Here is a 23,907-nt window from a genome sequence, read left to right as displayed (position 1 = left end):
TCAGGCCGCGTGGCGCGCGGGGCTGCGCGCGGCAGCCTCTTCGCCGCCAGACATCAGGACGACGCGCTCGTAACCGGCGGTCTGGAAATCCTGCATCAGGCCGACGAAAGCAGTTTCATCGATCACCGGTAGCGACAGGATGACCTCGATTTCCTTACTGCGTGTCAGCCGCGAAACGCCGGCGACATCGGCCGCCCCGCATTCGACAATGACGATATCATAGGCCGAAGTCAGTGCGTCGAGCAGCAGCGAAAGCCTGTCGACGCCTCGCATGGCGCGACGCACATCACTCACCCCCTGCGGGATCAGATGCGCGTCGGACATGCGGTCGCCGTGGATCGTCTCGCCGAAGGCAGCCTCGCCACAGAGAAGATCGGTAACGCCCAGTGCTTCCGGGTTCTCGGCCATCAACTCGCTCGGATAGCCGCTGCCGGTCATATCGATCAGGATCACGCGACGTCCAGTATCGGCAAGCACGCGCGCAAGGGCAACGGTTACGGCCGAACCATTGTCACCGGTCGGGGATATAGAGACGGCGAGCGGAGCGCGGCAATCGGTGAGATAGCTCGCGACGGACGAAACCGAGAATTCACTGCCGTCGGCAGGCACTTCCTCTATCGGCTTCACCTCCGGCTCCTCGTCGTCATCGATGGCAGCCGTCAGCATGCTCGGCTTAACAGGCGTCAAAGCAGACACGGGTGTTTCGCCACCCTGCCCTTCTTCCTCGACCCTACCCTCAACTTCGGCGCCTTCCACCGGGCGCAACGCGCGGCCACTGAACAGTTCGGAGAGCATGATGACGATCGCACTCATGATGAGTGTCGCGATGGCGGCAACGATGACAATGGGCACGACTTTCGGGAAATAAGGATCGACTTGCTCGATCGCCTTCGAAACGATGCGGGCGTCCGCCGGGCTGGAATTGCGGTCGGCGCGGGACGCGGCCTCGCGGTAGCGAACGAGGTAGGTTTCGAGAAGCTGGCGCTGGGCATTCGCCTCCCGCTCCAGCGCGTTCAGGCCGACTGCGTCTTCGCCCGCTCGGGCGCTGTTGGCCTGCAGTCTATCGGACTGCTGCTCAAGTTCCTTGGCGCGCAGGTCGGCGACTTTCGTCTCATTCTCGATGCTGGCGAGGATCTTCTGCGTTTCCTGCCGGATCTGCGTGCGAATATCGGCAAGCTGGGCGCGCAGGCTCTTCAGCCGCGGATGATTATTGAGCAGGCTCGTCTGGAGGTCTGATATCTGCGACTGCAAGCCGGATTCCGTCGCCTTCAGGCGCTGGATCGCCTGAGAGGACATGATGTCTGGCAGCGTGTCGGAGGCTTCGCCCGACGACAGTGCATTGCGCACGGCCTGCGCCCTCGCCTCGGCATTCGCCTTGTCGGTGCGCACGCGGGTCAGCTCGACGGAGATATCGTTGAGCTGCTGTGCGGGAAAGGTGGTCGTGCCATTGGTCTGCAGCAGCCCGTGGGTGGTGCGGTAGTCGGCGACCTTCTTCTCGGCCTCGCTCACCTTCTGACGCAGGTTCTCGATTTCCGGCTCGAGCCAGCGGGTGGCTTCGGTGTTGGAAGCAAGCTTGGCGCCGCTCTGGATTGCCAGATAAACCTGCGCCATGGCGTTTGGAATGCTGGCCGCGAGCTTCGGGTCCTTGGAAGTGAAAGTGATGCCGATGACGCGTGAGCCTGGCACCTGATAGACCTGTAGGCGCTCGGTGAAGGCGTCAATGATGCGCTCTTCCGGCGGATTCTCCAGCGGGTTTTTCTTCAGATGCAGTGTTACGAGGATATCGGTGAGCGCGGAGCCGTTCGCCGCGGCATCGAATTCCGGCAGATTATAGAGCTTCAGATTGTTGATGACCTGCTTGATGAGGTCCGCCGACTGCAGGATCTGCACCTGGCTGGCGATGTTCAGTTCGTCGAGCAGCGGTCCGGCGCCGGCATCGGTCGTCTGCGTATTGGCAAAAGCCGGAGCACGCGGTTCGATGAGAAGGCGCGTTTCGCTGCGATATTGCGGTGAGATCATCTTGGCGCCGGCAAAGGCAACAGCCGCACCCAACGCGGTGATCGTCAATATTCTCAGACGACGGGTCCAGACCGCGCGCGCAAGCTGGCCGAGGTCGATGTCCACATCCTGATCACTCGCTACGCGGGACATGCTCATACTCCGATACAAACTGCCGCAAGCGTAAACGACCATGGTAACTCAACGGTTAATGGCAATTCCCCTGCAGATAACGCCGCCCGTGATAAAGGAATTACGGAAATCGGCGGCTTTTTTACCGGGCATTAACCCTAATAGATCGATAACGGCTCGACTAAACTATCTTCCTGTGAGCAACCGGATGCCTCTCGTCCTGCCCAAGATCCTGATGGCTATGAGCCTCGCCGCCACGATGGCTGCACTGGCGGGCTGCACCACTTACCGGCCAGCGCCGAAGGCCTTCAACCAGGCGACCATCCAGCCCTATTCGCTCGACAGCGGCGACCGCCTGCGCATCACAGTCTTCGACCAGGCGACTCTGACAAATACTTATACGGTGGATCAGGCCGGCTACATCGCATTCCCCCTTATCGGCCAAGTTCCGGCCCGCGGTCGCACCTTGCAACAGCTTTCCGGCCAGATCGCCCAGAAGCTGCAGCAGGGCTATCTTCGCGATCCCGATGTCACCATCGACGTCGACCGGTACCGTTCCATCTTCATCATGGGAGAAGTCGGCCAGCCGGGCCAATATGCCTATGTTCCGGGCATGACCGTGCAGAATGCCATCGCAGTTGCCGGCGGCTTTACCAGCCGCGCCAACCAGAGCATGGTCGACGTCACGCGCAAGATCAACGGACAAGTGCTGACAGGCCGTGTCAATATTTCCGGCCCGATCGTCGCCGGCGATACGATCTATGTCCGCGAACGGCTCTTCTAGCTGATGGCAGAGCAGAGGCCTCTCCGCATACTTCACTGCTTTAGGTCGCCGGTCGGCGGGATCTTCCGTCACGTCCGCGATCTGGTGGAGGAGCATAGCCGGGCAGGTCATGAGATCGGCATCATCTGCGACAGCTCGACCGGTGGCGAATATGAGGACAGTCTTTTCGACGATATCCGCCCTTATCTTTCGCTCGGCCTGACGCGCATTCCGATCCGGCGCTCCATCAGCCCGTCCGACATGGTGGTTCTCTGGAATACATTCAAAGAAATCAGGAGCTTGCGGCCGGATGTGCTGCACGGGCACGGCGCCAAAGGCGGCGTGCTTGCGCGGCTTGCCGGCTCAGCCCTGCGGGTCAACAGGTATCGCGTAGCCCGCCTCTATACTGCGCATGGCGGAAGCCTGCATTACTCCCGCGCCTCCCTGCTCGGCCAGTTCGTGCTGCGCATGGAGCGGCTGCAGGAATACTTTACCGATGCCTTGGTCTTCATCTGCGAATACGAACGCCAGACCTACGCCGCCAAGGTGGGCCGGCCGCGGGTCATGAACCGGCTGATCTATAACGGCATCGGCGCGCGGGATTTTTCCGACATTCCGACCCGCTCCGATGCGGTCCACTTCATTTATGTCGGCATGCTGCGCGACCTCAAAGGTCCGGATCTGTTCATCGATGCATTCGCCAAGACCGAGCGCCTGCTTGGCCGGCCGCTTTCGGCGCTGATGATCGGCGACGGGCCTGACCGTGATCGCTATCGTGAGATGATGGTCGAGCGCGGCCTCGGCAAGCGCATCGGCATGCTGCCGGCTATGCGCGTGAAGGAAGCCTTCGCAATGGCGCAGAACCTCGTCGTCCCCTCCCGTGCCGAAGCCATGCCCTATATCGTGCTGGAAGGTCTAGGCGCCGGAAAGACCGTCATAGCCTCGCGCGTCGGCGGCATTCCGGAGGTGCTCGGGGCGAACAGTCCCGCACTGGTGATACCGGGAGATTCCGATGATCTGGCGCGGGTGATGGCGGAATCTCTGACGGTACCTGGCTGGCATGACAAGGTCATGCCCGCTCCCGACACAGTCAAATCGATCTTCTCCGCGCCGATCATGGCCCGCGAGGTGCTGAAACTCTACGGCGAACTTGTCCATCCCGCTGCGGCACAGGCAAGGCCGGCCGCCTCGTAAATGTTTCTTAGGGGCTTTCTGTTATCCCGCTCACATCAACGAGCGACGAAGCCCCATGAACAAGCCGGAAAAGAGCGAACAGTTCGACTTAGAAACCCTGCGCAGGCAGATTTCTGATGCAGAGACACGCGGCGACGCCTACATGCATGCCGGCGAGAAGCAGCAGATCAATCCCTTCGCCCGCCAGATCGCCGAACAATTTCGTGAGGGAACCTATTCGCCTGCCATCATCATCGGCCAGTTGCGGCTGCTGGAATTCCTGACGCAATTCGCCATCGGCCTCGTCACCTTCTATTTTGCGCCCGGCGACGGCAGCGATGGAATGCTGATGCGGGCCGTTGTAGCGGCGATCGTTTCAGCCTTGACGGTCGTGGCACTTCAGCTCGCGGACACCTATTCCATTCCGGCTCTCAGGGCCCGCGTGCGATATCTGCCGCGCGTGTTCGTCGCATTCGCCATCGTATTCGTGTTGACGACAGGCATTTTCTCGCTCTTCCTTAGTCTTAGCACTGCAACTGTGGCATCTTACGCCATCTGGTTTATTGCCGGCGCACTCTTCCTGGTTGCCGATCGCTTCCTCGTTGCACAGGGCATGCGCAAATGGGCACGCAACGGCATCATGGAGCGCCGTGCCGTCATCGTCGGCGGCGGCGAGCCAGCCAAGGAACTGATCCGTTTGCTTGAGCAGCAGGCGGATAACGACATTCGTATCTGCGGCATCTTCGACGATCGCGGCGAAAAGCGCTCGCCGATCATGGTGGCTGGATACCCGAAGCTCGGCACGGTCAGCGAGCTCGTGGAATTCGTGCGGATGACGCGCATCGACATGCTGATCATCGCACTGCCGCTATCTGCCGAGGAGCGCATCTTCGAACTTTTGAAGAAGCTCTGGGTGCTGCCGGTCGACATCCGCCTTGCCGCACATGCCAATCGCTTGCGTTTCCGCCCCCGCGCCTATTCGCATGTGGGCGCGGTGCCGATGCTCGACATCTTCAAGAAGCCGATCCGCGACTGGGATTCCGTCGCCAAGCGCGCGTTCGATATCTTCTTTGCCACCATCGCGCTCTGCCTGCTCTGGCCCATTATGGTGGCAACAGCGATTGCCGTGAAGGCGACGTCGGAAGGGCCGGTCTTCTTCATGCAGAAGCGTCACGGCTTCAACAACGAGATCATCAACGTCTTCAAGTTCCGCTCCATGTACGCCGATATGGGCGATCCGACAGCACGGGCGGCAGTCACCAAAGGCGATCCGCGCGTCACTCCTGTCGGCCGCTTCATCCGCAAGTCCTCGATTGATGAGTTGCCGCAGCTCTTCAATGTTCTGAAGGGGGAGCTTTCGCTGGTCGGCCCGCGTCCGCACGCCGTGCTCGCCCAGGCACGCGACCGTGCTTTCGTCGATATCGTCGACGGCTATTTCGCCCGCCACCGCGTCAAGCCCGGTGTCACCGGCTGGGCGCAGATCAACGGCTGGCGCGGGGAAGTGGACAATGACGAGAAGATCAAGTTCCGCACGGCCTACGATCTCTACTATATCGAGAACTGGTCGCTCTGGTTTGACCTCAAGATCCTGTTCCTGACGCCGATCCGGCTGCTCAACACGGAAAACGCCTATTGAGCGCGATCGACGCCCCCCATGCGCGCGTGGCGCAGCCGCAACGGCTGACGCTGCGCCTCATCGGTTCGGCGGCGGTCGCTTTCGGGGTCTTCCTGTCGGGCTTCGTCATCGACGAGCCGGCGCCTTATGAACTGTGGATGGCAGGGCTGATCGGTCTCTGGTTTATCCTCGGCCTGAAGATATCCCGCACCACGGCGCCGCTGCTGGCGCTGCTGCTCACCTTCAACATCGGCGGCATGCTGTCGCTCACCCAGATGCGGGACCTGGCGACCGGCCCGATGTATATTGCCGTCTCCACCTTTCTGGCGCTGACCTCCATCTTCTACGCCGCGATCATCGAGGACAGCCACAAGCGGCTGCCGCTGATCTTCAATGCCTGGAGCTTTGCGGCGGTCATCACGTCCCTGCTCGGCATCCTCGGCTATTTCCACGCCTTTCCGGGCTCGGAAGTCTTCACGCTTTACGACCGCGCCAAGGGCGCCTTCCAGGATCCCAACGTTTTCGGCCCGTTCCTCGTGCCTCCGGGGCTCTACCTCGTCCACGGTATTCTTGCCGGCAGCCTCAGAACTTCACCTATCAAGGCGGGCGCGCTGCTCATCCTGGCGCTCGGCATCTTCCTCTCCTTCTCGCGCGCGGCCTGGGGCCTCTTCGCCTTTGGCGTGGTGATGCTGATCTTCATCATGCTGCTAAAGGAGCGCAGCGGTTCTTTTCGCCTCAGGGTGCTGGTGCTGTCGCTCGGCGCGATCATCCTGATGGCGGCCTCGCTGCTGGTCGCACTGCAGGTTCCCAAAGTCAGCGCGCTCTTCTCGGCTCGCGCCCAGCTCGTACAGCAATATGACGGCGAGCATCTCGGCCGCTTCGACCGCCATCGCATCGGCTTCCAGATGATGATGGAACGGCCGCTTGGTATAGGACCACTGGTTTTCGGCACTATGTTTCCGGAAGACGAGCACAATATCTGGCTGAAATCGCTGACCACCTATGGCTGGCTCGGCTTCGTCAGCTATGTCGGCATGCTGTGCTGGACGCTCACTCTCGGCTTCCGAAACATGCTGCTCGACCGGCCGTGGCAACCTTTTCTCATGGTCGCCTGGATCTCCGTTCTCGGCCATGCGGCGATCGGCAATGTGATCGACATCGACCACTGGCGGCATGTCTATCTGCTGTTTGGCATCGTTTGGGGCTGTGCGGCGCTGGAAGTTCGCCACAGGCGTTCAAGCCGCTCACAGACACTTGAGAAGTTCGGTAAAGGCGCTAGATTTCGGGCATGATCACAGGGCCACAGATACGCGGCGCACGCGCCATGATCGGCATGAGCATCGAGGACCTCGCAGCTCATGCAGGACTTTCCGTCGAAACGGTTGCAGCGCTCGAAAAGGGCGACTGGGCGGGCGAGACGCGCGCCATGATCGATGTGCGCAACACGCTAGAGGCCCATGGCATTGTCTTCATCGCCAGCGGCAATCAGGATGAGGGGGGTCCTGGCATACGCCTGCGCGCCCGCAGTTCCAGCGATGACGGCATCCGGCCTGAAAACCTCAACGCAGCCAACGACGATTGACGAGATCAGGCCTTTTGCCTGTCCTGTCGAGCGGTTTGGGGCGTCTGTCCTGACTATCTCTTCGACGAAGGGAGCGAACCGGAGGCATCGCCAAAACGGTGTCCGTATCGGGCGAAACTGAGCTTCAGAGATAGGTCTTGGCGAGAATGGTCAGCTTGCCGCTATCCTTCACGCCCTGCCTGTAAAGCTGTATGAGTGCCGCGCCGATCCGATCGGCTTCGGGCGTGCGAGGAGCGATGCCGCTGTCATCGCAAACCCGGATCAGAACCCGCGACAGCAGGTCGATATCTTCCGAAAAGAGCGGTAAATCCTGGGGGTGAACTGACGATTTCAACATCGCGCCACATTTCCCTTAGAGGGCACAACGCACCGTCATTGTTGCGCAGCCGACGCCCTCCCTGCCAGCTTTATCAGCATTATGCGCGTAGCCAAAAATTTTAGCAATCGCGCAATCAAATTTCTGGGGAACAATTTCGTGCCTCGCGCGTTGCGGGCCGCGCGGGAGTGTGTGTGGATCAGAGGGAAAGTGGATGAAACGCTTTCCCTCGCCCGTAAGGATCAGATCTCCAAGCAGCAGCTTCATTGTCGCGAAGATCTCAAGCGATGCCTGGTTGAGCGTCGCCGGCGAATACCACATAGTCCTGCAGCACTGCCTCGATACAGCAAGCGGTTGAGAAGCCCGACGCGTCGCATGGTTGACGGCTGGTCTGCTTTGTGAGGATTGGCGGGGCGTCAGATTCAGTTCAGAATTTCAGTCGGCCACCCGCCGCGTAAAACTGCGAGTGGTAGAAGCCCTCGACGATCGCCTTGGCGCCAACCTCGGCCACATGCGCTTCGGCAAGCTCTGCAAGGGCGAGGGCAACCTCACCTTCCGGCCAGCCGGCTTTCACGGCCTCGTCGGAAAGGGCCCTAAACGCAGCCGCAAGGGCCTGCCGGCAATCCTGCCTGTTACTGTCGATCATCATATGCCCAAACTACGCTTGCCTGCTATTTTCCTTGCTTACACGTTCAAGAACAAAATTGCGAATAAAATTCAGTTCAAAACGTCAAGAAGTGAAAATACCATCGGCGTCCGCCTTCAATCAAAGGTAGATCTGACCGCACATGTAATAAATGTCCTTCATTAAGCAGGAATATTGAGTCAAAATATTAAGGAAATATTTTACCTGGAATTTATCAGCTCATAAATTGCAACCGAAAATCTATATTATCTCGGCAAGATGCCGTCCCATCTTAACTCCGTAGAGGAAGAATTTCCGTGCACATCGGCGTATGCAAGGATTTTGACGCTTCGCGCAGGCTTTTTTCGGCAGTTATCCGCCGGTTTTGAGGATTCTGGCAGCACCGGAGAGGCTAAGTAAAAGCTCCCTGGCAGACATTCCATTGGACAAGTTCCGTTTTATGATCGAGCCGGCATTTTTCCCTTGCGTCCAAAAACCGAAAAGTCTAACAGAAGCGAGCCGTTTCGGCAGGTCGGGGCGTAGCGCAGCCCGGTAGCGCACTTGACTGGGGGTCAAGGGGTCGCTGGTTCAAGTCCAGTCGCCCCGACCATTTAATCCCTTGAAATCTCAGTCTAAACACTCGGCATGAGTTGGCGGCCGGCCGGATGGATCGTGTTGGCGGCCCTCGCCGACTGCCCAAAATTGGGGTTGAGCATAAGCTCAGCCAGACGCGCCCCAAGACAACGGAGCGATCCAACTCTAACTGCATCTGCAACCAATGACATTTGCCATTCGGAGGAGACCGAAGGTTTCAGTGGATGGTGTAGGGTGAGCCGTCCCAGGAGGATGTCAGGTCCTGAAGCATGACGAGGAGTTTTTCGAATTCGGAAAGAACCGATCGGAATTCCTCATTGTTCAACGAGGCGATCTGCGGAGCCTTGATCGAGAGGGATCCGATCAGGCGCTCGATCCATATGCATCGCTCTGCAGGTACATGGCCGAGAATATCGTTCCGGTATTCCTGCAGGTAACTGTGGACGCGCGCCACGAGAACAAGGCGATCGGTTGCTCCGAGCGTTGCAAGATTGCTCCGAGCGGTCTGAAGTTCGGTGATGATCGATATCTGCATCTTTCCCCCTGGTTCTTCAACCACTCCTGCAGCGGCCGGATACCATAGTTACGGCGCTTTCGACACGGACCAAGGTCTGAATGGACGCACCGCGCTCTAATGCAACGTCCCCCATCGCGCGTCCCACTCGACGCCTTCGGACAATTCAATAAGGATCTCACTGGCCCCATGCAGGTGGCTGCGGGCGATTTGAAGCGCGGCCGCCGGTTCCATCTCCTCGCCGGGAAAGACGCTGTCGTCCTTACCGCGCCTTGTCACCTTGCGCACGAAACCACGGATCTCGTCACCGGAATGGTAAAGCTTGATGACTAGGTCGCCCGGCTTTTCCTGACCTTTTTGAAGGCGCTGATAAATAGTCAATCCATCCTCCTGCGCTCGGCAACCAGCCGAGCAAGTTGAATCCGACAACCGGTCACTTTCGTTCAAACGTGCCGGTCAGCGAGGTTTCGGCGATCGTATGTTTCCGTGCCTCTCGCCACATCGCCTGGATACCGGCCGAGGCTGGGATTGACAGGCTCGGGACGTCAAGCGCCGCCAGCCTGAAGTGATAGTGATGGATGCCATGGCCTTTGGGCGGCTGCGGGCCGTCATAGCGGCCATTGCCGAAATCGTTGTCGCAAAAGCGGGGCCCTCCATTCGGTGCCGTGTCGCTGCCCTCCGGCAATTCATTGCGGCCGCCCGGTATGTTGAAGACGCCCCAATGGCGAAATGTTCCGTTCGGCGCATCCGGGTCTTCAACGATGAGCGCAAAGCTCCGTGCCGCATCCGGCGCTCCGGCCCAGTTGAGGGGCGGTGCAATGTTTTCGCCGAGCCGCGTGTGCTTGCTTGGAATTGCCGCCCCGTCCGCGAAAGCGGAACTCGTCAGTGTGAATGACATGAAGGCCTCCACCCACCGTCAGGACCGGCAATACCTGTTTACCGGCCTACAATCCGAAGATGTTTCAAACGTAAGCTTCCAACACAGGTCGGGCGCCAAAGTTCCAGCCTTGACCGAGCTTGATCGACGAACGGGGGGAACCTTTTCCGGCAGATGCTGTTCGAATGACGAGAAGTCCCTCCCTACCCACAACATGAAAGGAAATGCGATGCGCGCGGTCCGCATTCATCGCTTCGGCGGTCCCGAGGTCTTAAAAATCGAGACAGTCGACGAGCCGATCCCCGCCGGTCACGAAGTGGTCATCCGCGTTCTCGCCGCAAGCGTCAATCCTGTCGACGCCAAGATAAGGGCAGGCAAATATCCTGTCGTAACGGAGAAGGAACTTCCCTACGTGCTCGGCCGTGACGTGTGCGGTGAGATAGCCGATCTCGGAGACGAGGTTGCCGGCTTCCTGATGGGGGACCAGGTATTCGCTTTCCTGTCGCCCGAAAACGGCGGCTACGAGGAATTCGTGATCGCCGGATCAAACGAGGTCGCGATGAAACCGAGATCGCTCGATCCAATCACGGCCGCCGCTGTACCGCTCGCCGGCATCACCGCATGGCAAGGTCTCTTCGATCACGGCGACCTGCGGTCCGGCCAGCGCGTGTTGATCCATGGCGGCGCGGGCGGCGTCGGCCACTTTGCCATCCAATTTGCCAAGGCCCGCGGCGCCTGGGTCGCAACGACGGTATCAGGCGCAGACAGGGCCTTCGTCGAAGACCTCGGCGCCGATCAAACCATCGATTACAAGAAAGAGCGTTTTGAAGACCTAGTCGAACCGGTCGATCTCGTCTTCGACCTCGTCGGCGGCGACACCCAGCAGCGCAGCTTCGACATCATCAAGCCCGGTGGCGCTCTGGTATCAACTCTGACGGAACCTGATGCCGAAAAAGCCGCCCAGAGAAAGATCCGCGTCGGACGCTACACCGCCCAGCCAAGCGGCGCTCAATTGCAGGAGATCGCCGATCTGATCGATGAAGGAAAGGTCAAGGTCGTCGTCGACAACACGTTCGATCTCGGCCAGGCGGCAGAGGCACAGGAAGCCCTCGAGAATACGCATGTTCGCGGGAAGCTCGTTCTTCGCGTGCTTGGGTAAACGTGCGTACCGGGATGTCCGGAGCTTCGTGCCACATGGCGACTGCGCTATCTGAGTATCCCATGCAGTCTTGCCAGATACAGGAGGTCTCTCATGAACCTAGTTCGCGACCGCGACCGCATGGTGGAGCAGCATATCATCCGCCGCGGTATTCAGGACAAAACCGTCGCCCGCGCAATGCGCATCGTACCGCGGGAGATGTTCGTCGATCCAGGCTTCGAGGAATTCGCCTATGAGGACGCGCCGCTTTCCATCGGCCAGGGCCAGACGATCTCGCAGCCTTTCATCGTTGCGCTGATGATCGAGAAGTCCGATCTCGATGCGGGAGACAAGGTGCTCGAAGTCGGCACCGGCTCCGGTTATGCGGCCGCAGTCGCCAGTCGGATAGCAAGACATGTCTACACCGTCGAACGGCATGGAGCACTGGCGCATCAAGCGCGAGAACGCTTTGCCCGGCTCGGTTACGGCAATATAGACGTCCGCATCGGCGATGGCAGCAAGGGGTGGCTCAAGGCCGCCCCTTTTGACGCCATCATCGTCTCGGCCGGGGCACCTGAGGTCCCACCCTCGTTGAAGGAACAGCTCGATCTTGGCGGACGATTGATCATCCCCGTCGGCCCCAACGACGAACAACGTCTCAAGCGCATCACCCGCACGGGTGCGGATGCATTCGAAGAGGAAGATCTCGGCGGCGTGTTCTTTGTTCCGTTGATCGGTGAGGATGCGTGGACCGCGACGCATCCGCTCTACACGCCTGCCGCGCGGACCGAAAGAACACCCGCGCAATTGATCGCAGACACCGCCGAGACATTTTCTTCGGTCGATGACGAGAACTTCACACGCCTGTTTGATCGCTTTGCCGACAGCCGGATCGTCCTTCTCGGTGAATCCACCCACGGCACGGCCGAATTCTACCATGCGCGCGCCGCGATCAGCCGGCATCTGATCGAGCGCCATGGCTTCAACCTGATCGCGGTTGAAGCCGACTGGCCCGATGCAGCCGCCATCGATCGATTGGTTGCTGGCCGAGAGCCTTCGCAGGCCCGCCCCTTCGGGCGCTTCCCTACCTGGATGTGGCAGAACGAGGAATTTATCGGGTTCGTTCGGTGGATGCGTGCGGAAAATATCCGACGCCAGGCATCGCGAGCGGATGCCATCCGTTTTCATGGGCTCGACCTCTACAACATGACGGAGTCCATCCGCATGGTGATCGATTATCTCGACCGCGTCAGCCCTGACGCTGCTGCGGTCGCCCGCGAACGCTACGGCTGCCTCAGCCCCTGGCAGACCAATCCAGTGACCTATGGACGCGCAATTCTGACTGACGCCTTTCAATCCTGCGAGGACGCCGTATCGCAACAGTGCAAGGAACTCCTGACCCGCTCTTTGGGCGAAAGCGAGGACAATGATGGTTTTCTTGACGCAACGCAGTCAGCGAGGCTCCTGGCAGCGGCAGAGCGATATTACCGCATCATGTATTATGGCGGCTCGAAAGCCTGGAACCTGCGCGACACCTACATGGCCGAAACAGTGGAACATCTCCTCGATTTTCATGGGCCGAACGCCAAAATGATCGTGTGGGCGCATAATTCCCACATCGGAGATGCGCGCTTTGCCGATATGGCGGCTGCGCGTGATGAGATCAATCTTGGCCAGCTCTGCCGGCAACGTTTCGACGGCATGACAAGCCTCATCGGCTGCGGCACGCATTCCGGCGAGGTTCTAGCCGCGAGCGAATGGGACGGGCAGGCCGAGAAGAAGAGGATCAATCCAGCACTTGCGGAGAGTTACGAGTATCTGTGTCATCAAGCCGGAAAGGAACGGTTTTTCCTCGATTTCGACCGCAACCAGGATCTCCGTGCCGGGCTTGTCGATCAACGGCTTCAACGTTTTATCGGTGTCATCTACAGGCCGGAAACCGAACGCGTGAGCCACTACATGCTAACCTCCCTGCCCCAGCAATACGACGCTTTCCTGTGGTTCGACGAAACCCATGCGTTGACGCCGCTCTACCGGCAGCAAGCTGCCGGGGGCAATCCGGAAACTTTTCCTTTCGGTCCCTGACTGATGGCGGCGGAGGCAGACCCAGTTGCCCTGCAGAGATCCGGCGCCTGCGATGCCCCTCAGCGCGATTCATCCGTCCATATGCGGCGCTCGCCGCGGTAGATATATTGGCCCGAGCCCTGGCGGGTGTTGTCGCGATAATAGTCCCGGCGATTGCGGTTGCGGTCGTCACCGGCGCAACGCTCGGGAAAGCGGCGACAATCCTGGTAGTTCTGCTCGCTGACACGCGGATTTCTCGGATCGACAGCCATTGCATTACTGGCGAGCATTGCTAAAGCTAGAATAAGAACAATCCTGATCATTTCACTCTCGTCAGTTTCCCGCAGACCATCGCCTGGAGTTTACCACATGCTGCCAAGCCGCTCACTTCTCATCGGCGTGATCGCAACATTGGCCTCCTCGCATATTGCATTCGCCGAAAACGTCCAGTTCCGAAACGCAAGAGAAAATGAGATCCGTCAGCGCCTGAAGGGTGCCAGCGAATTGGAGAGAGCCCCGAACGGTTATGAATACCGTAAGGGTAATCCTAACGGCTACAAGATTTCGAACGGGCAGATCTGCGTTCTTTTCCCCAACAAGCAGACCAACTGCATCACGATCAAGACGGATGGCAACGTGCTGCAGATGATCGACAACCTGGGCAATCGCACCAAGCTTTGAGGCTTGACGGTCTTTGCCCCATCCGGCCGGCCGCGTCTCCTCTTCTGGAACCTTTCTCAGAAAACGGCGTTAGCAACGCATGATTTGCGGGTCGCTCGCCCGCAGCCGCGATATGCCGCGCTTATCGAGCTTCAGCCCGATGCAATCGGATTCTGATTGAGTTTTCAGCCGCGCTCTTGGCGGCAGGGGGAAATCATGAAACTTCGCTTCGCATTCTTCGCAGTCGCCGGCTTCCTTTTCGCCGGCTCGGCGATGGCGGCCGATGCCATCGAGGAGGCTCCGGCCGCACCGGCAGCCGAGATCACCCCGGTCTTCACTTGGACGGGCTTCTATGCCGGTCTCGGCGGCGGGCCGACCTGGGCCAATGGAGATTTCGACGTCTTTTCGGAAGATATGAATGGTGGCCTGATCACTGGCTTCATCGGTTATAACTGGCAGCTCGAAAATAACTTCGTCTTCGGTATCGAAGGCGACGTTTCCTACAACTGGGACAAATCGGACGTGAGCCCATTTGAAGTTGGCCTCGAGACGGCCGGCTCGGTTCGCGCCCGGCTCGGCTACGCGATCGACCGCGCCCTGATCTATGGCGCGGCTGGCTGGACGGGCGCGCAGGCGCATATCGACGGGCCGGTCGGCAGCGACAGCGATATGCTGTCGGGATGGACGATTGGCGCAGGCGTCGATTATGCCTTTACCAACAATATCTTCGGCCGACTGGAATATCGCTACAATGATTACGGCAGTGCCAATCTTCTCGGCCTCGACGGGGACTTCCACCAACATGTGGTCATGATCGGCGTGGGCTACAAATTCTGAAGCCCCGCCGCCAATTATATCGCGGACAAAACGAGCTTACCGGCGGCCGTCTGGTGCGGCTGCCAAGCGGCATAGTTGGAAATCGTGAAGTGCGGCGTCTCGAAGGGCGTCGCATGGGTTTCGGTGATAACGGCAACATCCGCACCGGCGGCCTCCCCGGCAAGGATACCGGCAACCGCATCCTCGAAGACCAGGCAGCGGGAGGGATCGACCCCGAGGCGGCTGGCGCCAAGCAGATAACATTCCGGGCTTGGCTTGCCTGCTGATACTTCTTCGCCACTGACAATCATTTCCGGCACAGGAATACCCGCGGCCGCCATGCGGCGGCGGGCGAGCTCGATGGGCGCAGAAGTGACGATGCCCCAGCGATCAATAGGCAGCGCGTTCAGAAAGCGGATGGAACCCGGAATCTCGATGATGCCTTCGAAATCCTCCATCTCCTCCTTCAGAAGAAGCCTGGCCTCAGCAATCGGATCAACGCCGGGAAGGCCCAACTGACGAATAATGTCTGATGCGCGAATGCCATGAATAGTCTTCAGGAAAACCTTCGGCTCGAACCCATGCCGTAGAGCCCATTCGCTCCAGACACGCTCAACCACGGCAATGGAGTTCAGCACAGTGCCGTCCATATCGAAGAGGAAGGCATCGTAGGCCTTGTCGAGAACGCGATGAGATGAGGACACAGTTTGTTCCTTGCGAAGCGGAAATGCAGGCCTCCGCGACTAACCGAGCGCAGAGGCGCCGTCAACCTGAAGCACTTCGCGCAAAACTGTGCAGCGGCTCTAGGATGGGGATACCTGTCAAACAAAGAGCCGAAACGCAGTAACGACGATCACTATGCGCTTTAGTCGTTAACCTCGGGATGAGTGATGCTCCTCACATCCGCAAGACCGCGCGCGGCATCACGATTGCCGGTGGCGGCGGCGGCCTCGAAAACGCGTGTAGCATCGCCATACATCTTCAGATTCATGTAGCTGTAGCCACGCAGCACCATGAGATCGACGCGCTCCTGCTGCAGCTGGGCGCGCTGGTCGAGATAAATGAGCGCTTCACGATAGCGGCGGCCTTCGAAGGCGGCAAGCGCACGATCGGCAAGGATTGCCACCTGCAGCTCTGAGGCGCGGTCGCGGCTCTGCGGTGCCCTGGTGGCGGCGACCGCAGCATTGTTGGACAGGCCGGCTCGCAAATAAGCGAGGCTCTGACCGTAAGCGGCATCCTCACGCTCCTTACGCACGGGACTTGCCAGCGCAGCCTCGAAGGCCTTCACCGCTTCCATCGGCCTGTTGATGTCCATCAGGCACCAGCCGCGCGCCAGCGCTTCGCCGGGGTGGAGACGGGCAGGATCAATGGTCGTGGAGCAGCCGCGAATCTGGCGCGGGCGGCGTTCGACCGTGACCGTCTGCATGACCCGCTCGGACCTTGCCGGTTCAATGGGCTGGAGCTGCACTTGCGACGACTGCGATTGAAATTGTGCTGGGGGCCGAAGCGCCGCAGCGCTTTCGGCCGGTGCAGTCTGCGCTTTGGATGCAGCAGGTTGAGCTGCCCCGGGTTGTTCTGCTACCGAGCTGGGGGCCGGCAATGGAGCGCTGCTTCGGGAAGCGGCAGACATGTCGTTCAACGTGGCAATCCGCGGCGAACGACCAGCCCAGAGACGTTGGATTTCGGCAACGCCGGCGCGGTCGTTCAACTGCTGGCGGGTAACGGCAAGGCCGTAGGCAGAGGGTTCGTCATCCGGCTTCCAGCGCAGTGCCGTTTCGAACCAACGGGCAGCCGTCTGGAATTGATTCAATGAACGGGCATACCAGCCGAACTGCTGGGCCGTGGGGACGTATTTCTCCTCGATGGCCGCAGCAGCGATGCGGCCGAGCACGTCTTCGCTCAGATCGGCCGGCGGCTGCAAAGCCATCAGATTGGCGGTCGCGGCGAGATAAGTGGCGGTCGCATCCTTGGAATCGTCGCGCCATCTATACATGACATCTTCCGCTTCCTGCGGTGATTTGCGGGCGATGAGAGCCAGCGCCAGCCCCTGCGAAGCAGCCGCGGAATCTTGCTTCTGGTGGGCAATGCGAAACCACTTTTCGGCATCCGCCTCGTTGTTGCGGCGAAGCTGATACCAACCAAGCAGCAGAGCGTCCGAAGGCAGCTGCCGCCCTTCGGCAAGCTTTTCGACGCGAGAAATATAATCCGGAGCGACGTCAAGCTTGGCGTCGTCATTGCCATCGGCCACAAAGCGGCGGGCAAGATCGTCGCGGAGGCTGTCGAATTCCCTGGCACCATTGGCGTCCGCAGGCTTTTCAAGGGAGAGCAGCGCCTGCATCGGACCATATGGAAGAAGAGCAGCCGCCTTCTGGACGGTCGCCAAACGTTCGGCCGGCTCGGTGCAATTCTTCAGGATGTAGGTGTAGGCATCCTGCCCGCGCTGCTGCCTGTTCGTCCCAATAAATGCTTCGGCGACACGCCAGAGCACATCTATCTCGGCGCAGGTCAGCAGGCTCGGCGTTTCAGCCGCGATATTGACGACGGTCGCATATTGCTTGAGATCGGAGGCGTTGATCAGTCGGGCGCGGGATTCGGCCACATCGAGACGGTCGAGCAGGTCCGCCGGGGGCTGCCAGCCGCTTTCGGCAGCCTGACGATCGGCGATCGCCTTGCGCAGCTCGGCGTACCGGCCCTCCGAATAAAGCCGCCACATGTTTTCGAGCTGCCGGTCACCGTTTTGTGGGATAGCGAGCGGATCGGCAGGCGGCACCCAGTTCGGATAGAGCGCCTGAAGGCGGGAGATTTCCGCCTGCAGACGAACCTTGTCGCCTCGGGTCGCGAAATAACGAAGGGCGCTTTCATCAACGACCGGCTGCTCCGCCGCGCTAGTCTGTGGAGGGTTGCTGGATGTCGTAGCGGCACCCGCCGTCAATGTCGTAGCCGGCGGGACGACCGGAACCGGAGCCGGCGCTGTTTGGACGGGCGCGCTCTGCGCCTGGCTCGTTGGAGACGGAGTTGCCGGAGGCTGGGTCGTCTGAGCGACGCTCTGGGTCTGCTCGGAGGAATTGACCTGGGTCGCCGCCTGAATTCGATCCGACACGGTCTGCACGTCAACAGGCTGGTTGTCGCTATCCGGGCCCTTGACGCGGCCCATCATCATCAGTTCGGGCGTCCTGGCACCAAAGCCGAAACTTTCCTGCAAGGCTTCGCGGTCCTTCAGCGCCGTGATGAGAGTCGCCACGAAAACCGCTGCCGTGACCGCCACGAGAGAAGATTTCACAGACACTCTGGATGCTTCTCCCCGACATAGGCCAGCCCCAGAAGCTGAAGCGTTGATGGATAATAATAGGCAGGCGCAAATTGCAGCGCTTCGGCCGGAAGCTTGGTTCCGTCCAATACACAGGCCACAACGTGGTTAACAATTTCATAACCGGGGTCGGAAAGCTCCGTCTTCGGCCGCCCGGTGGAGAGATCAATGGTAGCTGCTACGCCATTTACAGTCATGCCTTCTTTCAGGCGCGTCAGCAGTGCCTTGTCGGACACGCCGCCTCGGGCCAGATAGAGTGGGATGCGGATCGCGTTGTAGCCGAACTCCTCATCGAAGCCTTCGGCCGGCTGCGGCTGACGCTTTAAGCTCACCCATTCGGCGGGCAGCTTGCGCGGGCCGAACTGCATGGCCTTGAGCAGTGAGAGACCGTCATCGGCAAGTTTCTGCCACTGATTGGAAGGTGCAAGCGCCGCCATGACGGGAAGCGCTTCATAGACCCAATAGGATGGGTTGATGACGGGACCATCATCACGATCCGCACCAGAAAAGCCTTCCGCACCGGGCATCAGCAAAGTGCGGCCGGCGAAATCGACCACGGTCTCCGACAGCGTCGACTGCGCCATTCGGGTGGCCGCGGTGATATAGTCGGCGCGGTTCCAGGCAGAGCCCGCCAGCGCAAGCGCATAGGCAATCAGTATGTCGCCATCGGAAGCATTGTTGCTGTCAGTCACATGAGGGGTGGCGGACGGATCCCATTTCCAGACGGCAAGGCCGTCATCGCGCAGAAGCAGTTCTGTGCGGGTAAAATACCAGATCTGCTCGAAATCGGCCGGGCTTGCTGCGAGGTAGGCAAGCAGCAGGCCATAGCCCTGGCCTTCGCTATGGCTGATATTGCCGTTACCGTTGTCGACGATGCGGCCGCTCGGATCGAGGAATTTCGCTTTATAGGCTGCCCATGCCTCGCCGCTGATCCGCGGCTGCTGGGCAAAGGCAGGCTTGCCGGCGAACGCCAGCATCATCGTGCCTGCCAACAAGAGGGTGGCCCAGCCCTTCATTTCGACCTGCCTAGCCTTGAGAGCATTCTCGAAGTAGCGAGACCAATCAGCAGCGACAGGACAACCAAAAGGAAAGAATAGGAAAGAATGTTGGTGGAAAGCCAGTTCGCCGCGATCAGCCGATAGTTCGCTATCGAGAGACCCTCTGTGGGCACGAAATCGAAACGCGTGACCGGCACGCTTTCGATCTTGCCGGTACGGCTGGAATAAGTGGTGATATGGCCAGATATCTGCGGCCAATTCATCTGAGCGGTGAGCGCATTCAGCCCTTCGCGCAGGTCCTTGGCCGACGGCGACGTGACCAGGGTCCAGGCGCCACCGCCATCGGGACTCTTGCCTTGAGCGATCATCAAGGTCGCTGCATTCGACGGCGTGAATACCTGTTCGGCATTTGGTACGAACTGCAATGAGGCAGCAGTGATGTCGAAGTTGCGGCGCAGCCATTCGCGAAGCGCTTCTATGCGCCCCTGTATCGCGCCGCCGGTGATACGCGAACGCCATTCCTCCAGCGCCTTCCCGTTATCGATTTCCGTCGGCTGCGAATCCGTCACCGGCCGCCAGGAGGCCTGGCTGGCCGTTGCGACATTGACCTGAGTAAGCACTGTTGCCGGCATTTGCGAAATCGAGCCGATGAAGATGGCGTTGCGGTCACCGATCACGCCTGGCGAAGCGACGGTTTCGATTGCGATCGGATGACCGGCCGCGATGGCGAGTTGGCCAAGCAGGGTTGCTGCCGCCGAAAGAGTGTCGGCATCGGTTCGGTCGATGAACAGCGGCGTCGGTTCGGCGCTGCGCCCATATGGATAGGATGTGCCGGCCATCGCCGCTAGGTTCGGGCGCTGACCGACGCGGGCGAAATCCGGCATGTGAAACTCAGACGTGTCGAACAGTGCAAAACGCGGCGTCTGCGACGCCGTTGTGCCAGGGGCGCAAGCGGCATCGTCCGCGGTCATCAAAACGGCTTCGATCGCGACGGAATTCAGGCCGGGCTTGAAGTGACGCATAGTTACGCGGATCGGAAGCTGGCGGAAGATACCGCCATTGGTCGTCGCGATCGGTACGGTTGAGGCGATATTGCCGTTCACGTAGATGTCGACATGGCTGCCTGGGAGCACTTGGCTGGAATAGGCCGCATCGAGCAGGATTTTCGCCTCGCCATAGGAATTGGCATAAAAATCTGCCGGCACGGCGATATTGAAGCTGGTGCGGAAGCGGCGGCCGGAAAAATCGACGGTGCGTATGCCGAGCTGCGAAAGCGGAATGCGCGTATCGGCAAAAAGAAGTAGTGCGTCGGGTGCTGTCCAGCGCTGCGTGGTCAGCACATCGCGGCGTGCTTCAGGGGCGCGATCGGTCGGAGAGACGATGGTGTCGATCGCTGTCGAGACTGCCTGCCAGGATGGACCGCTGATCAACAGAACGGGTGAGCCGCTGCGTGGATCCGTCACGAAGGCGGCGAGTGGTGCGCTTTCGGCGGCTGGGGGAAGACCAGCGAAGATCGGCCGCAGCTCAGCCGCAGTGCCGACAAGCACCGCCATCTTGCCAGGACCGCCTGCCGGCACTGTGTCGGCGCTGAACCCAAAAGTCTGGTTGGGCATGCCGCTCAGGAGCGATAGGCCTTGCGCCAGACGCAGGAGGGGTTTGGTGGTGCCGGGCTGCTCCATCGCCGGAACGACCAGATTGAACTCCGTCCTGCCGGCGCCATCGACGCCGATGGCGCGGATCGCATCCGTCCCGGAAAGCTGGCTTGCATCGCTGCCGGTAAAACTCAGATAGGTGCCCGCCGGATCGACGTTCGACCAGAGCTCATAGGTGGAGTCGATGCTGCAATCCGTGCGGTGACGCTGATTTGCCTCGAAGGTGACGAGATTTGCGCCAGGCTGCAGCAGGCCTTGAGGAATCTCTAAGCTGACCGCCGACGGGCTGTCGGGCGAGCCAACCTGCCGTTGCCCGATGATACGGTTGTTGATGAACACGGTCAGCGTTGACGCCTCAGGCGCGACGACGATGGCGTTCTGATAGGTAAAGGTAAGGCGCGCTTTCGCCGACGCTTGCTCCGTCGTCAGATAGATCGACCATGACCTGCGGTCGTATTCGCCAACCAGGCCGAGCTCAGAAAAAGGCACGATATAACGTCTGGAATCGCCGGTTTGCGGAGCCGCCGCGACAGGATGGACAGCAGGCGGCGTGGGCGGCTGCGCCTGCGTGGAGACCGAAGGCCTTGCCGGCGCAGGCGCTGTGGGAATGGCGTTCACCGGCGCGGCGGGCGTAGGCTCTTGCGGCTTTGCCGGGGTGGCAGGCGCCGCCGGTTGCGGGGGAACCGTCCGCGGCACGGCGGGGACAGGGGCCGGCGCGGGCTGCGCAGGCTGGGCCGGCAGCGTCAAGCGCGGGGCAGCCGGCGGCGCACCTGCTGGTCGCTCGCCTGACATGTCGAACGGGCTGATCTGCGCATAAGCGAGGACCGATGTGCCGACCAGAAAAAGGGAAGCGGCAAAGAGCTTTCTCATCCGGCGTTCACCTTTGCCGCCTGCTGCTGCCGATGCTCTTCACGCTCCGGACGCATGCTCCGGAAGAAATAGACCAGGCCACGGCTCGTCTGGTAAAGCGAGAGACCGAGAAACCAGATCGTGCCCCTGACAAGACCGGGATTGCGGCGGCGCGAGATCTGAAACTGCATCCATTGATCGGAATTGGCAAAGATCAGGTCGGCGATCAGGCGGTGATCCAGCGCGCTCTTGGGCTGATATTGGCAGCCGATATTGGTGATATCGCCCGTCGGTTCGATGTTTCGGACAACGAGCGGAAGCGTTTCGAGATCGGCGCCGCTATAGGGGCGGAAGCGGATCTGGCCGAGCGCGCCGACCTGCACCTGATCGAAATGCTTGCTGAAGATGTGCAGGCGCGCGCCGTGGACGGAAACATCCTCGATCGAGGCCATATACCACTCTTCGCCGACGCCGAATTCGCAGCGACGATTGACGCGCACGCGGCGCGAAGACGCCCTTTCCCCACGCTCCGAAACCACACCGAGCGCGCAGCCGGCAAGGATGAGATTGATGATGTTCCAGCCGCCGACGACGAGGGTGACGTCCGCCTTGTAAGGTTCGGCATAGATTTTGAAGATGGTGATTGCGACGGCGACGATCTGCACTGCAAAAATGACGAAGAAGGGCCTGCTGATTTCCGACAGGCGGCTGACTGCGATCGATTCGTCCTTGGCGGTGACCTTGAAGGTCGGTTTGCGCGGATTGAGCATGACCGAGACGACTGCCGGCAAGAGATGCACCGTCTGCACATATTCGTAGAGCTCGGAAATCCATGGCCAGCGGAACGATCCGTAGAGATAGTTCTGCATCATCAGGTTCACGATCATGTAGGCGAGCGTATAGGCGAGGAATTCGCCGCCGGAGGCCGTAAAGATTTCCAGATCGAAGAAGAGATAGAAGAGCGGTGCGAATAGGAAGATCGTACGCGGGAACGGGAACAGCCAAAACAACGACGAAGACATGTAGCAGAGGCGTTGCGGCAGCGAGAGCCCCCGCTTGAGCAGCGGGAAACGGAACCGCAGGATCTGCATCATGCCCTGCGCCCAGCGGCTGCGCTGGCCGATGAAGCTTGCAAAAGTCGCCGGCTGCAGACCCGCGATCAGCGGCTTGTCGAGATAGATGCTGTTCCAGCCGGCACCGTGAAGAGCAAGAGCGGTCTCACAATCCTCGGTGATGCTGATGCCGCTGAAGCCGTTCGTGGATTGCAACGCGCGGCGGCTCAAGACTGCCGCCGAGCCGCAGAAGAAGGCGGCGTTCCACTTGTCGAGGCCGCGCTGGATGATGCCGTAGAACATTTCGTTCTCGCTCGGCATCTTTTCGAAAGTGCGCAGGTTGCGCTCCAAGGGGTCCGGATTGATGAAGAAGTGCGGCGTCTGGACCAGGAAGAGCTTGGGGTCGTCGTCGAAATAGCCGACAGTCTCCAGAAGGAAGTCGCGCGCCGGCGCATGGTCGGCATCGAAAACAGCGATCAATTCGCCGCTCGAATGCTGCATGCCATTATTGAGATTGCCAGCCTTTGCATGTTCGTTGCGGTCGCGCGTCAGGTAATTGACGTCGAGATCGATACAGAGTTGCTTGAGTTCTGCGTGGCGGGCAGCGGCAGCCTGCGCCTCGATCAGTTTGCCGGAGTTTCGCTTCTGCAAGGTACCCCCGTCATCCAGCAACCAGACATGCAGCTTGTCGGCGGGGTAGTCCATCGCCTTGGCGGCGGCGAGCGTATTGGCCAGCAGGCCGGCCTCCTCGTTATAGGAGGGGACGAAGACATCGACATGCGGGAAGCGCTCAAGCTTGGCAGCACGTGACTGGCGCGGCGGCAATGGCGTGGCGACGATGAAGAGCGACAGCGCCAACATCATTACGCTGTACATTTCGGCGAGATAGAGCAGCAGGCCGGGGATGAAGTTTTCGAGCTGGTTGACCGGCGGCAGCGTATTGGTCGTGCGCCAGTAGACGTAGCGCAGCACGATGGACGTACCGAAGGCGAGCGCTACCAAACGCCATGTGCCCTCCCCCTTCAATACTTTGATAAGTGCCATGAGCGTGACCACGGTGATGCTGGCGATGAGCTGGGTCTGCAAATTGACGGGCAGCGTGATCAGGGCGATCACGCAGAGCGAGACCAGAGCCCATATGATAACATTGCCGGCCTTGCGCATGGAACGTTCCTTCGAAAT

Annotated in this window: 21 protein-coding genes and 1 tRNA gene; 10 read left to right on the top strand and 12 right to left on the bottom strand. The window is 60.1% G+C overall.

Annotated features, from left to right (window positions below):
* Positions 1-2,151, bottom strand: a complete 2,151-nt coding sequence (locus FHX15_RS13390) for a GumC family protein (RefSeq protein WP_184397790.1) — start codon at positions 2,149-2,151, stop codon at positions 1-3.
* Positions 2,152-2,338: 187 nt separating this feature from the next.
* On the opposite strand from FHX15_RS13390, the gene FHX15_RS13385 reads away from it, so the two are divergent.
* The 5 genes from FHX15_RS13385 to FHX15_RS13365 are packed head-to-tail and all read left to right on the top strand — an operon-like array spanning position 2,339 to position 7,263.
* Positions 2,339-2,914: a polysaccharide biosynthesis/export family protein gene (locus tag FHX15_RS13385; RefSeq protein ID WP_184397788.1), complete on the top strand. Its 576-nt coding sequence runs from the start codon at positions 2,339-2,341 to the stop codon at positions 2,912-2,914.
* Positions 2,915-2,917: 3 nt separating this feature from the next.
* A complete protein-coding gene (locus FHX15_RS13380; RefSeq protein WP_184397786.1) occupies positions 2,918-4,087 on the top strand; it encodes a glycosyltransferase in 1,170 nt (389 codons plus the stop codon).
* Between the two features lie 55 nt (positions 4,088-4,142).
* Entirely contained in the window at positions 4,143-5,702 is a 1,560-nt protein-coding gene (locus tag FHX15_RS13375; protein ID WP_184397784.1) for an undecaprenyl-phosphate glucose phosphotransferase, read from the top strand.
* Positions 5,699-6,973: an O-antigen ligase family protein gene (locus FHX15_RS13370; RefSeq protein WP_184397782.1), complete on the top strand. Its 1,275-nt coding sequence runs from the start codon at positions 5,699-5,701 to the stop codon at positions 6,971-6,973. Before FHX15_RS13375 ends, FHX15_RS13370 begins: the two co-directional genes overlap by 4 nt.
* On the top strand, positions 6,970-7,263 hold the full coding sequence (locus FHX15_RS13365; RefSeq protein WP_184397780.1) for a DNA-binding protein: 294 nt from the start codon (positions 6,970-6,972) through the stop codon (positions 7,261-7,263). Before FHX15_RS13370 ends, FHX15_RS13365 begins: the two co-directional genes overlap by 4 nt.
* Positions 7,264-7,387: 124 nt before the next feature.
* On the opposite strand, the gene FHX15_RS13360 is transcribed toward FHX15_RS13365, so the two are convergent.
* The gene (locus FHX15_RS13360) at positions 7,388-7,600 is read right to left on the bottom strand and encodes a hypothetical protein (RefSeq protein WP_184397778.1); all 213 of its coding nucleotides are present in this window, start codon (positions 7,598-7,600) and stop codon (positions 7,388-7,390) included.
* A 406-nt stretch (positions 7,601-8,006) separates the two neighbouring features.
* Positions 8,007-8,225 carry a hypothetical protein gene (locus tag FHX15_RS13355; RefSeq protein ID WP_409527012.1) on the bottom strand — a complete coding sequence of 73 codons (219 nt, stop codon included), beginning with the start codon at positions 8,223-8,225 and terminating at the stop codon, positions 8,007-8,009.
* A gap of 512 nt (positions 8,226-8,737) precedes the next feature.
* Between FHX15_RS13355 and FHX15_RS13350 the strand changes: the two genes are divergently transcribed.
* A tRNA-Pro gene (locus tag FHX15_RS13350) sits at positions 8,738-8,814 on the top strand.
* Positions 8,815-9,015: 201 nt separating this feature from the next.
* Here FHX15_RS13350 and FHX15_RS13345 read toward each other — a convergent pair.
* From FHX15_RS13345 to FHX15_RS13335, 3 genes are all read right to left on the bottom strand, one after another.
* Positions 9,016-9,333 carry a hypothetical protein gene (locus tag FHX15_RS13345; protein ID WP_184397774.1) on the bottom strand — a complete coding sequence of 106 codons (318 nt, stop codon included), beginning with the start codon at positions 9,331-9,333 and terminating at the stop codon, positions 9,016-9,018.
* A 96-nt stretch (positions 9,334-9,429) separates the two neighbouring features.
* Positions 9,430-9,693: a hypothetical protein gene (locus tag FHX15_RS13340; RefSeq protein WP_184397771.1), complete on the bottom strand. Its 264-nt coding sequence runs from the start codon at positions 9,691-9,693 to the stop codon at positions 9,430-9,432.
* Positions 9,694-9,745: 52 nt separating this feature from the next.
* On the bottom strand, positions 9,746-10,210 hold the full coding sequence (locus FHX15_RS13335) for a YbhB/YbcL family Raf kinase inhibitor-like protein (protein WP_184397769.1): 465 nt from the start codon (positions 10,208-10,210) through the stop codon (positions 9,746-9,748).
* A gap of 208 nt (positions 10,211-10,418) precedes the next feature.
* On the opposite strand from FHX15_RS13335, the gene FHX15_RS13330 reads away from it, so the two are divergent.
* The gene (locus FHX15_RS13330) at positions 10,419-11,348 is read left to right on the top strand and encodes an NADP-dependent oxidoreductase (protein ID WP_184397767.1); all 930 of its coding nucleotides are present in this window, start codon (positions 10,419-10,421) and stop codon (positions 11,346-11,348) included.
* Positions 11,349-11,441: 93 nt separating this feature from the next.
* Positions 11,442-13,412 (top strand): protein-L-isoaspartate(D-aspartate) O-methyltransferase, encoded by a 1,971-nt coding sequence (locus FHX15_RS13325; protein WP_184397765.1) that lies wholly within the window; start codon positions 11,442-11,444, stop codon positions 13,410-13,412.
* A gap of 59 nt (positions 13,413-13,471) precedes the next feature.
* Here the strand turns inward: FHX15_RS13325 and FHX15_RS13320 are convergent, their stop codons facing one another.
* Positions 13,472-13,714 (bottom strand): hypothetical protein, encoded by a 243-nt coding sequence (locus FHX15_RS13320; RefSeq protein ID WP_184397763.1) that lies wholly within the window; start codon positions 13,712-13,714, stop codon positions 13,472-13,474.
* A gap of 46 nt (positions 13,715-13,760) precedes the next feature.
* Here FHX15_RS13320 and FHX15_RS13315 point away from each other — a divergent pair, with 46 nt between their 5' ends.
* Together FHX15_RS13315 and FHX15_RS13310 are read left to right on the top strand one after the other, a co-directional pair.
* The gene (locus tag FHX15_RS13315; RefSeq protein WP_184397761.1) at positions 13,761-14,072 is read left to right on the top strand and encodes a hypothetical protein; all 312 of its coding nucleotides are present in this window, start codon (positions 13,761-13,763) and stop codon (positions 14,070-14,072) included.
* A 195-nt stretch (positions 14,073-14,267) separates the two neighbouring features.
* Entirely contained in the window at positions 14,268-14,888 is a 621-nt protein-coding gene (locus FHX15_RS13310) for an outer membrane protein (RefSeq protein ID WP_184397759.1), read from the top strand.
* Between the two features lie 14 nt (positions 14,889-14,902).
* On the opposite strand, the gene FHX15_RS13305 is transcribed toward FHX15_RS13310, so the two are convergent.
* From FHX15_RS13305 to bcsA, 5 genes are all read right to left on the bottom strand, one after another.
* The gene (locus FHX15_RS13305) at positions 14,903-15,571 is read right to left on the bottom strand and encodes an HAD family hydrolase (RefSeq protein WP_184397757.1); all 669 of its coding nucleotides are present in this window, start codon (positions 15,569-15,571) and stop codon (positions 14,903-14,905) included.
* Between the two features lie 161 nt (positions 15,572-15,732).
* Entirely contained in the window at positions 15,733-18,147 is a 2,415-nt protein-coding gene (locus FHX15_RS13300) for a cellulose synthase (protein WP_184397918.1), read from the bottom strand.
* Positions 18,144-19,190, bottom strand: coding sequence for a glycosyl hydrolase family 8 (locus tag FHX15_RS13295; RefSeq protein WP_184397755.1), 1,047 nt, complete (start codon positions 19,188-19,190; stop codon positions 18,144-18,146). Before FHX15_RS13295 ends, FHX15_RS13300 begins: the two co-directional genes overlap by 4 nt.
* Positions 19,187-21,694 carry a cellulose biosynthesis cyclic di-GMP-binding regulatory protein BcsB gene (locus FHX15_RS13290; protein WP_184397753.1) on the bottom strand — a complete coding sequence of 836 codons (2,508 nt, stop codon included), beginning with the start codon at positions 21,692-21,694 and terminating at the stop codon, positions 19,187-19,189. Before FHX15_RS13290 ends, FHX15_RS13295 begins: the two co-directional genes overlap by 4 nt.
* On the bottom strand, positions 21,691-23,889 hold the full coding sequence (bcsA, locus tag FHX15_RS13285; RefSeq protein ID WP_184397751.1) for a UDP-forming cellulose synthase catalytic subunit: 2,199 nt from the start codon (positions 23,887-23,889) through the stop codon (positions 21,691-21,693). Before bcsA ends, FHX15_RS13290 begins: the two co-directional genes overlap by 4 nt.
* Positions 23,890-23,907 lie beyond the last annotated feature (18 nt).

The sequence above is a fragment of the Rhizobium sp. BK650 genome, assembly GCF_014195325.1.
Taxonomy (GTDB): Bacteria; Pseudomonadota; Alphaproteobacteria; order Rhizobiales; family Rhizobiaceae; genus Rhizobium.
This window is presented reverse-complemented; position numbering and strand designations above follow the sequence as displayed.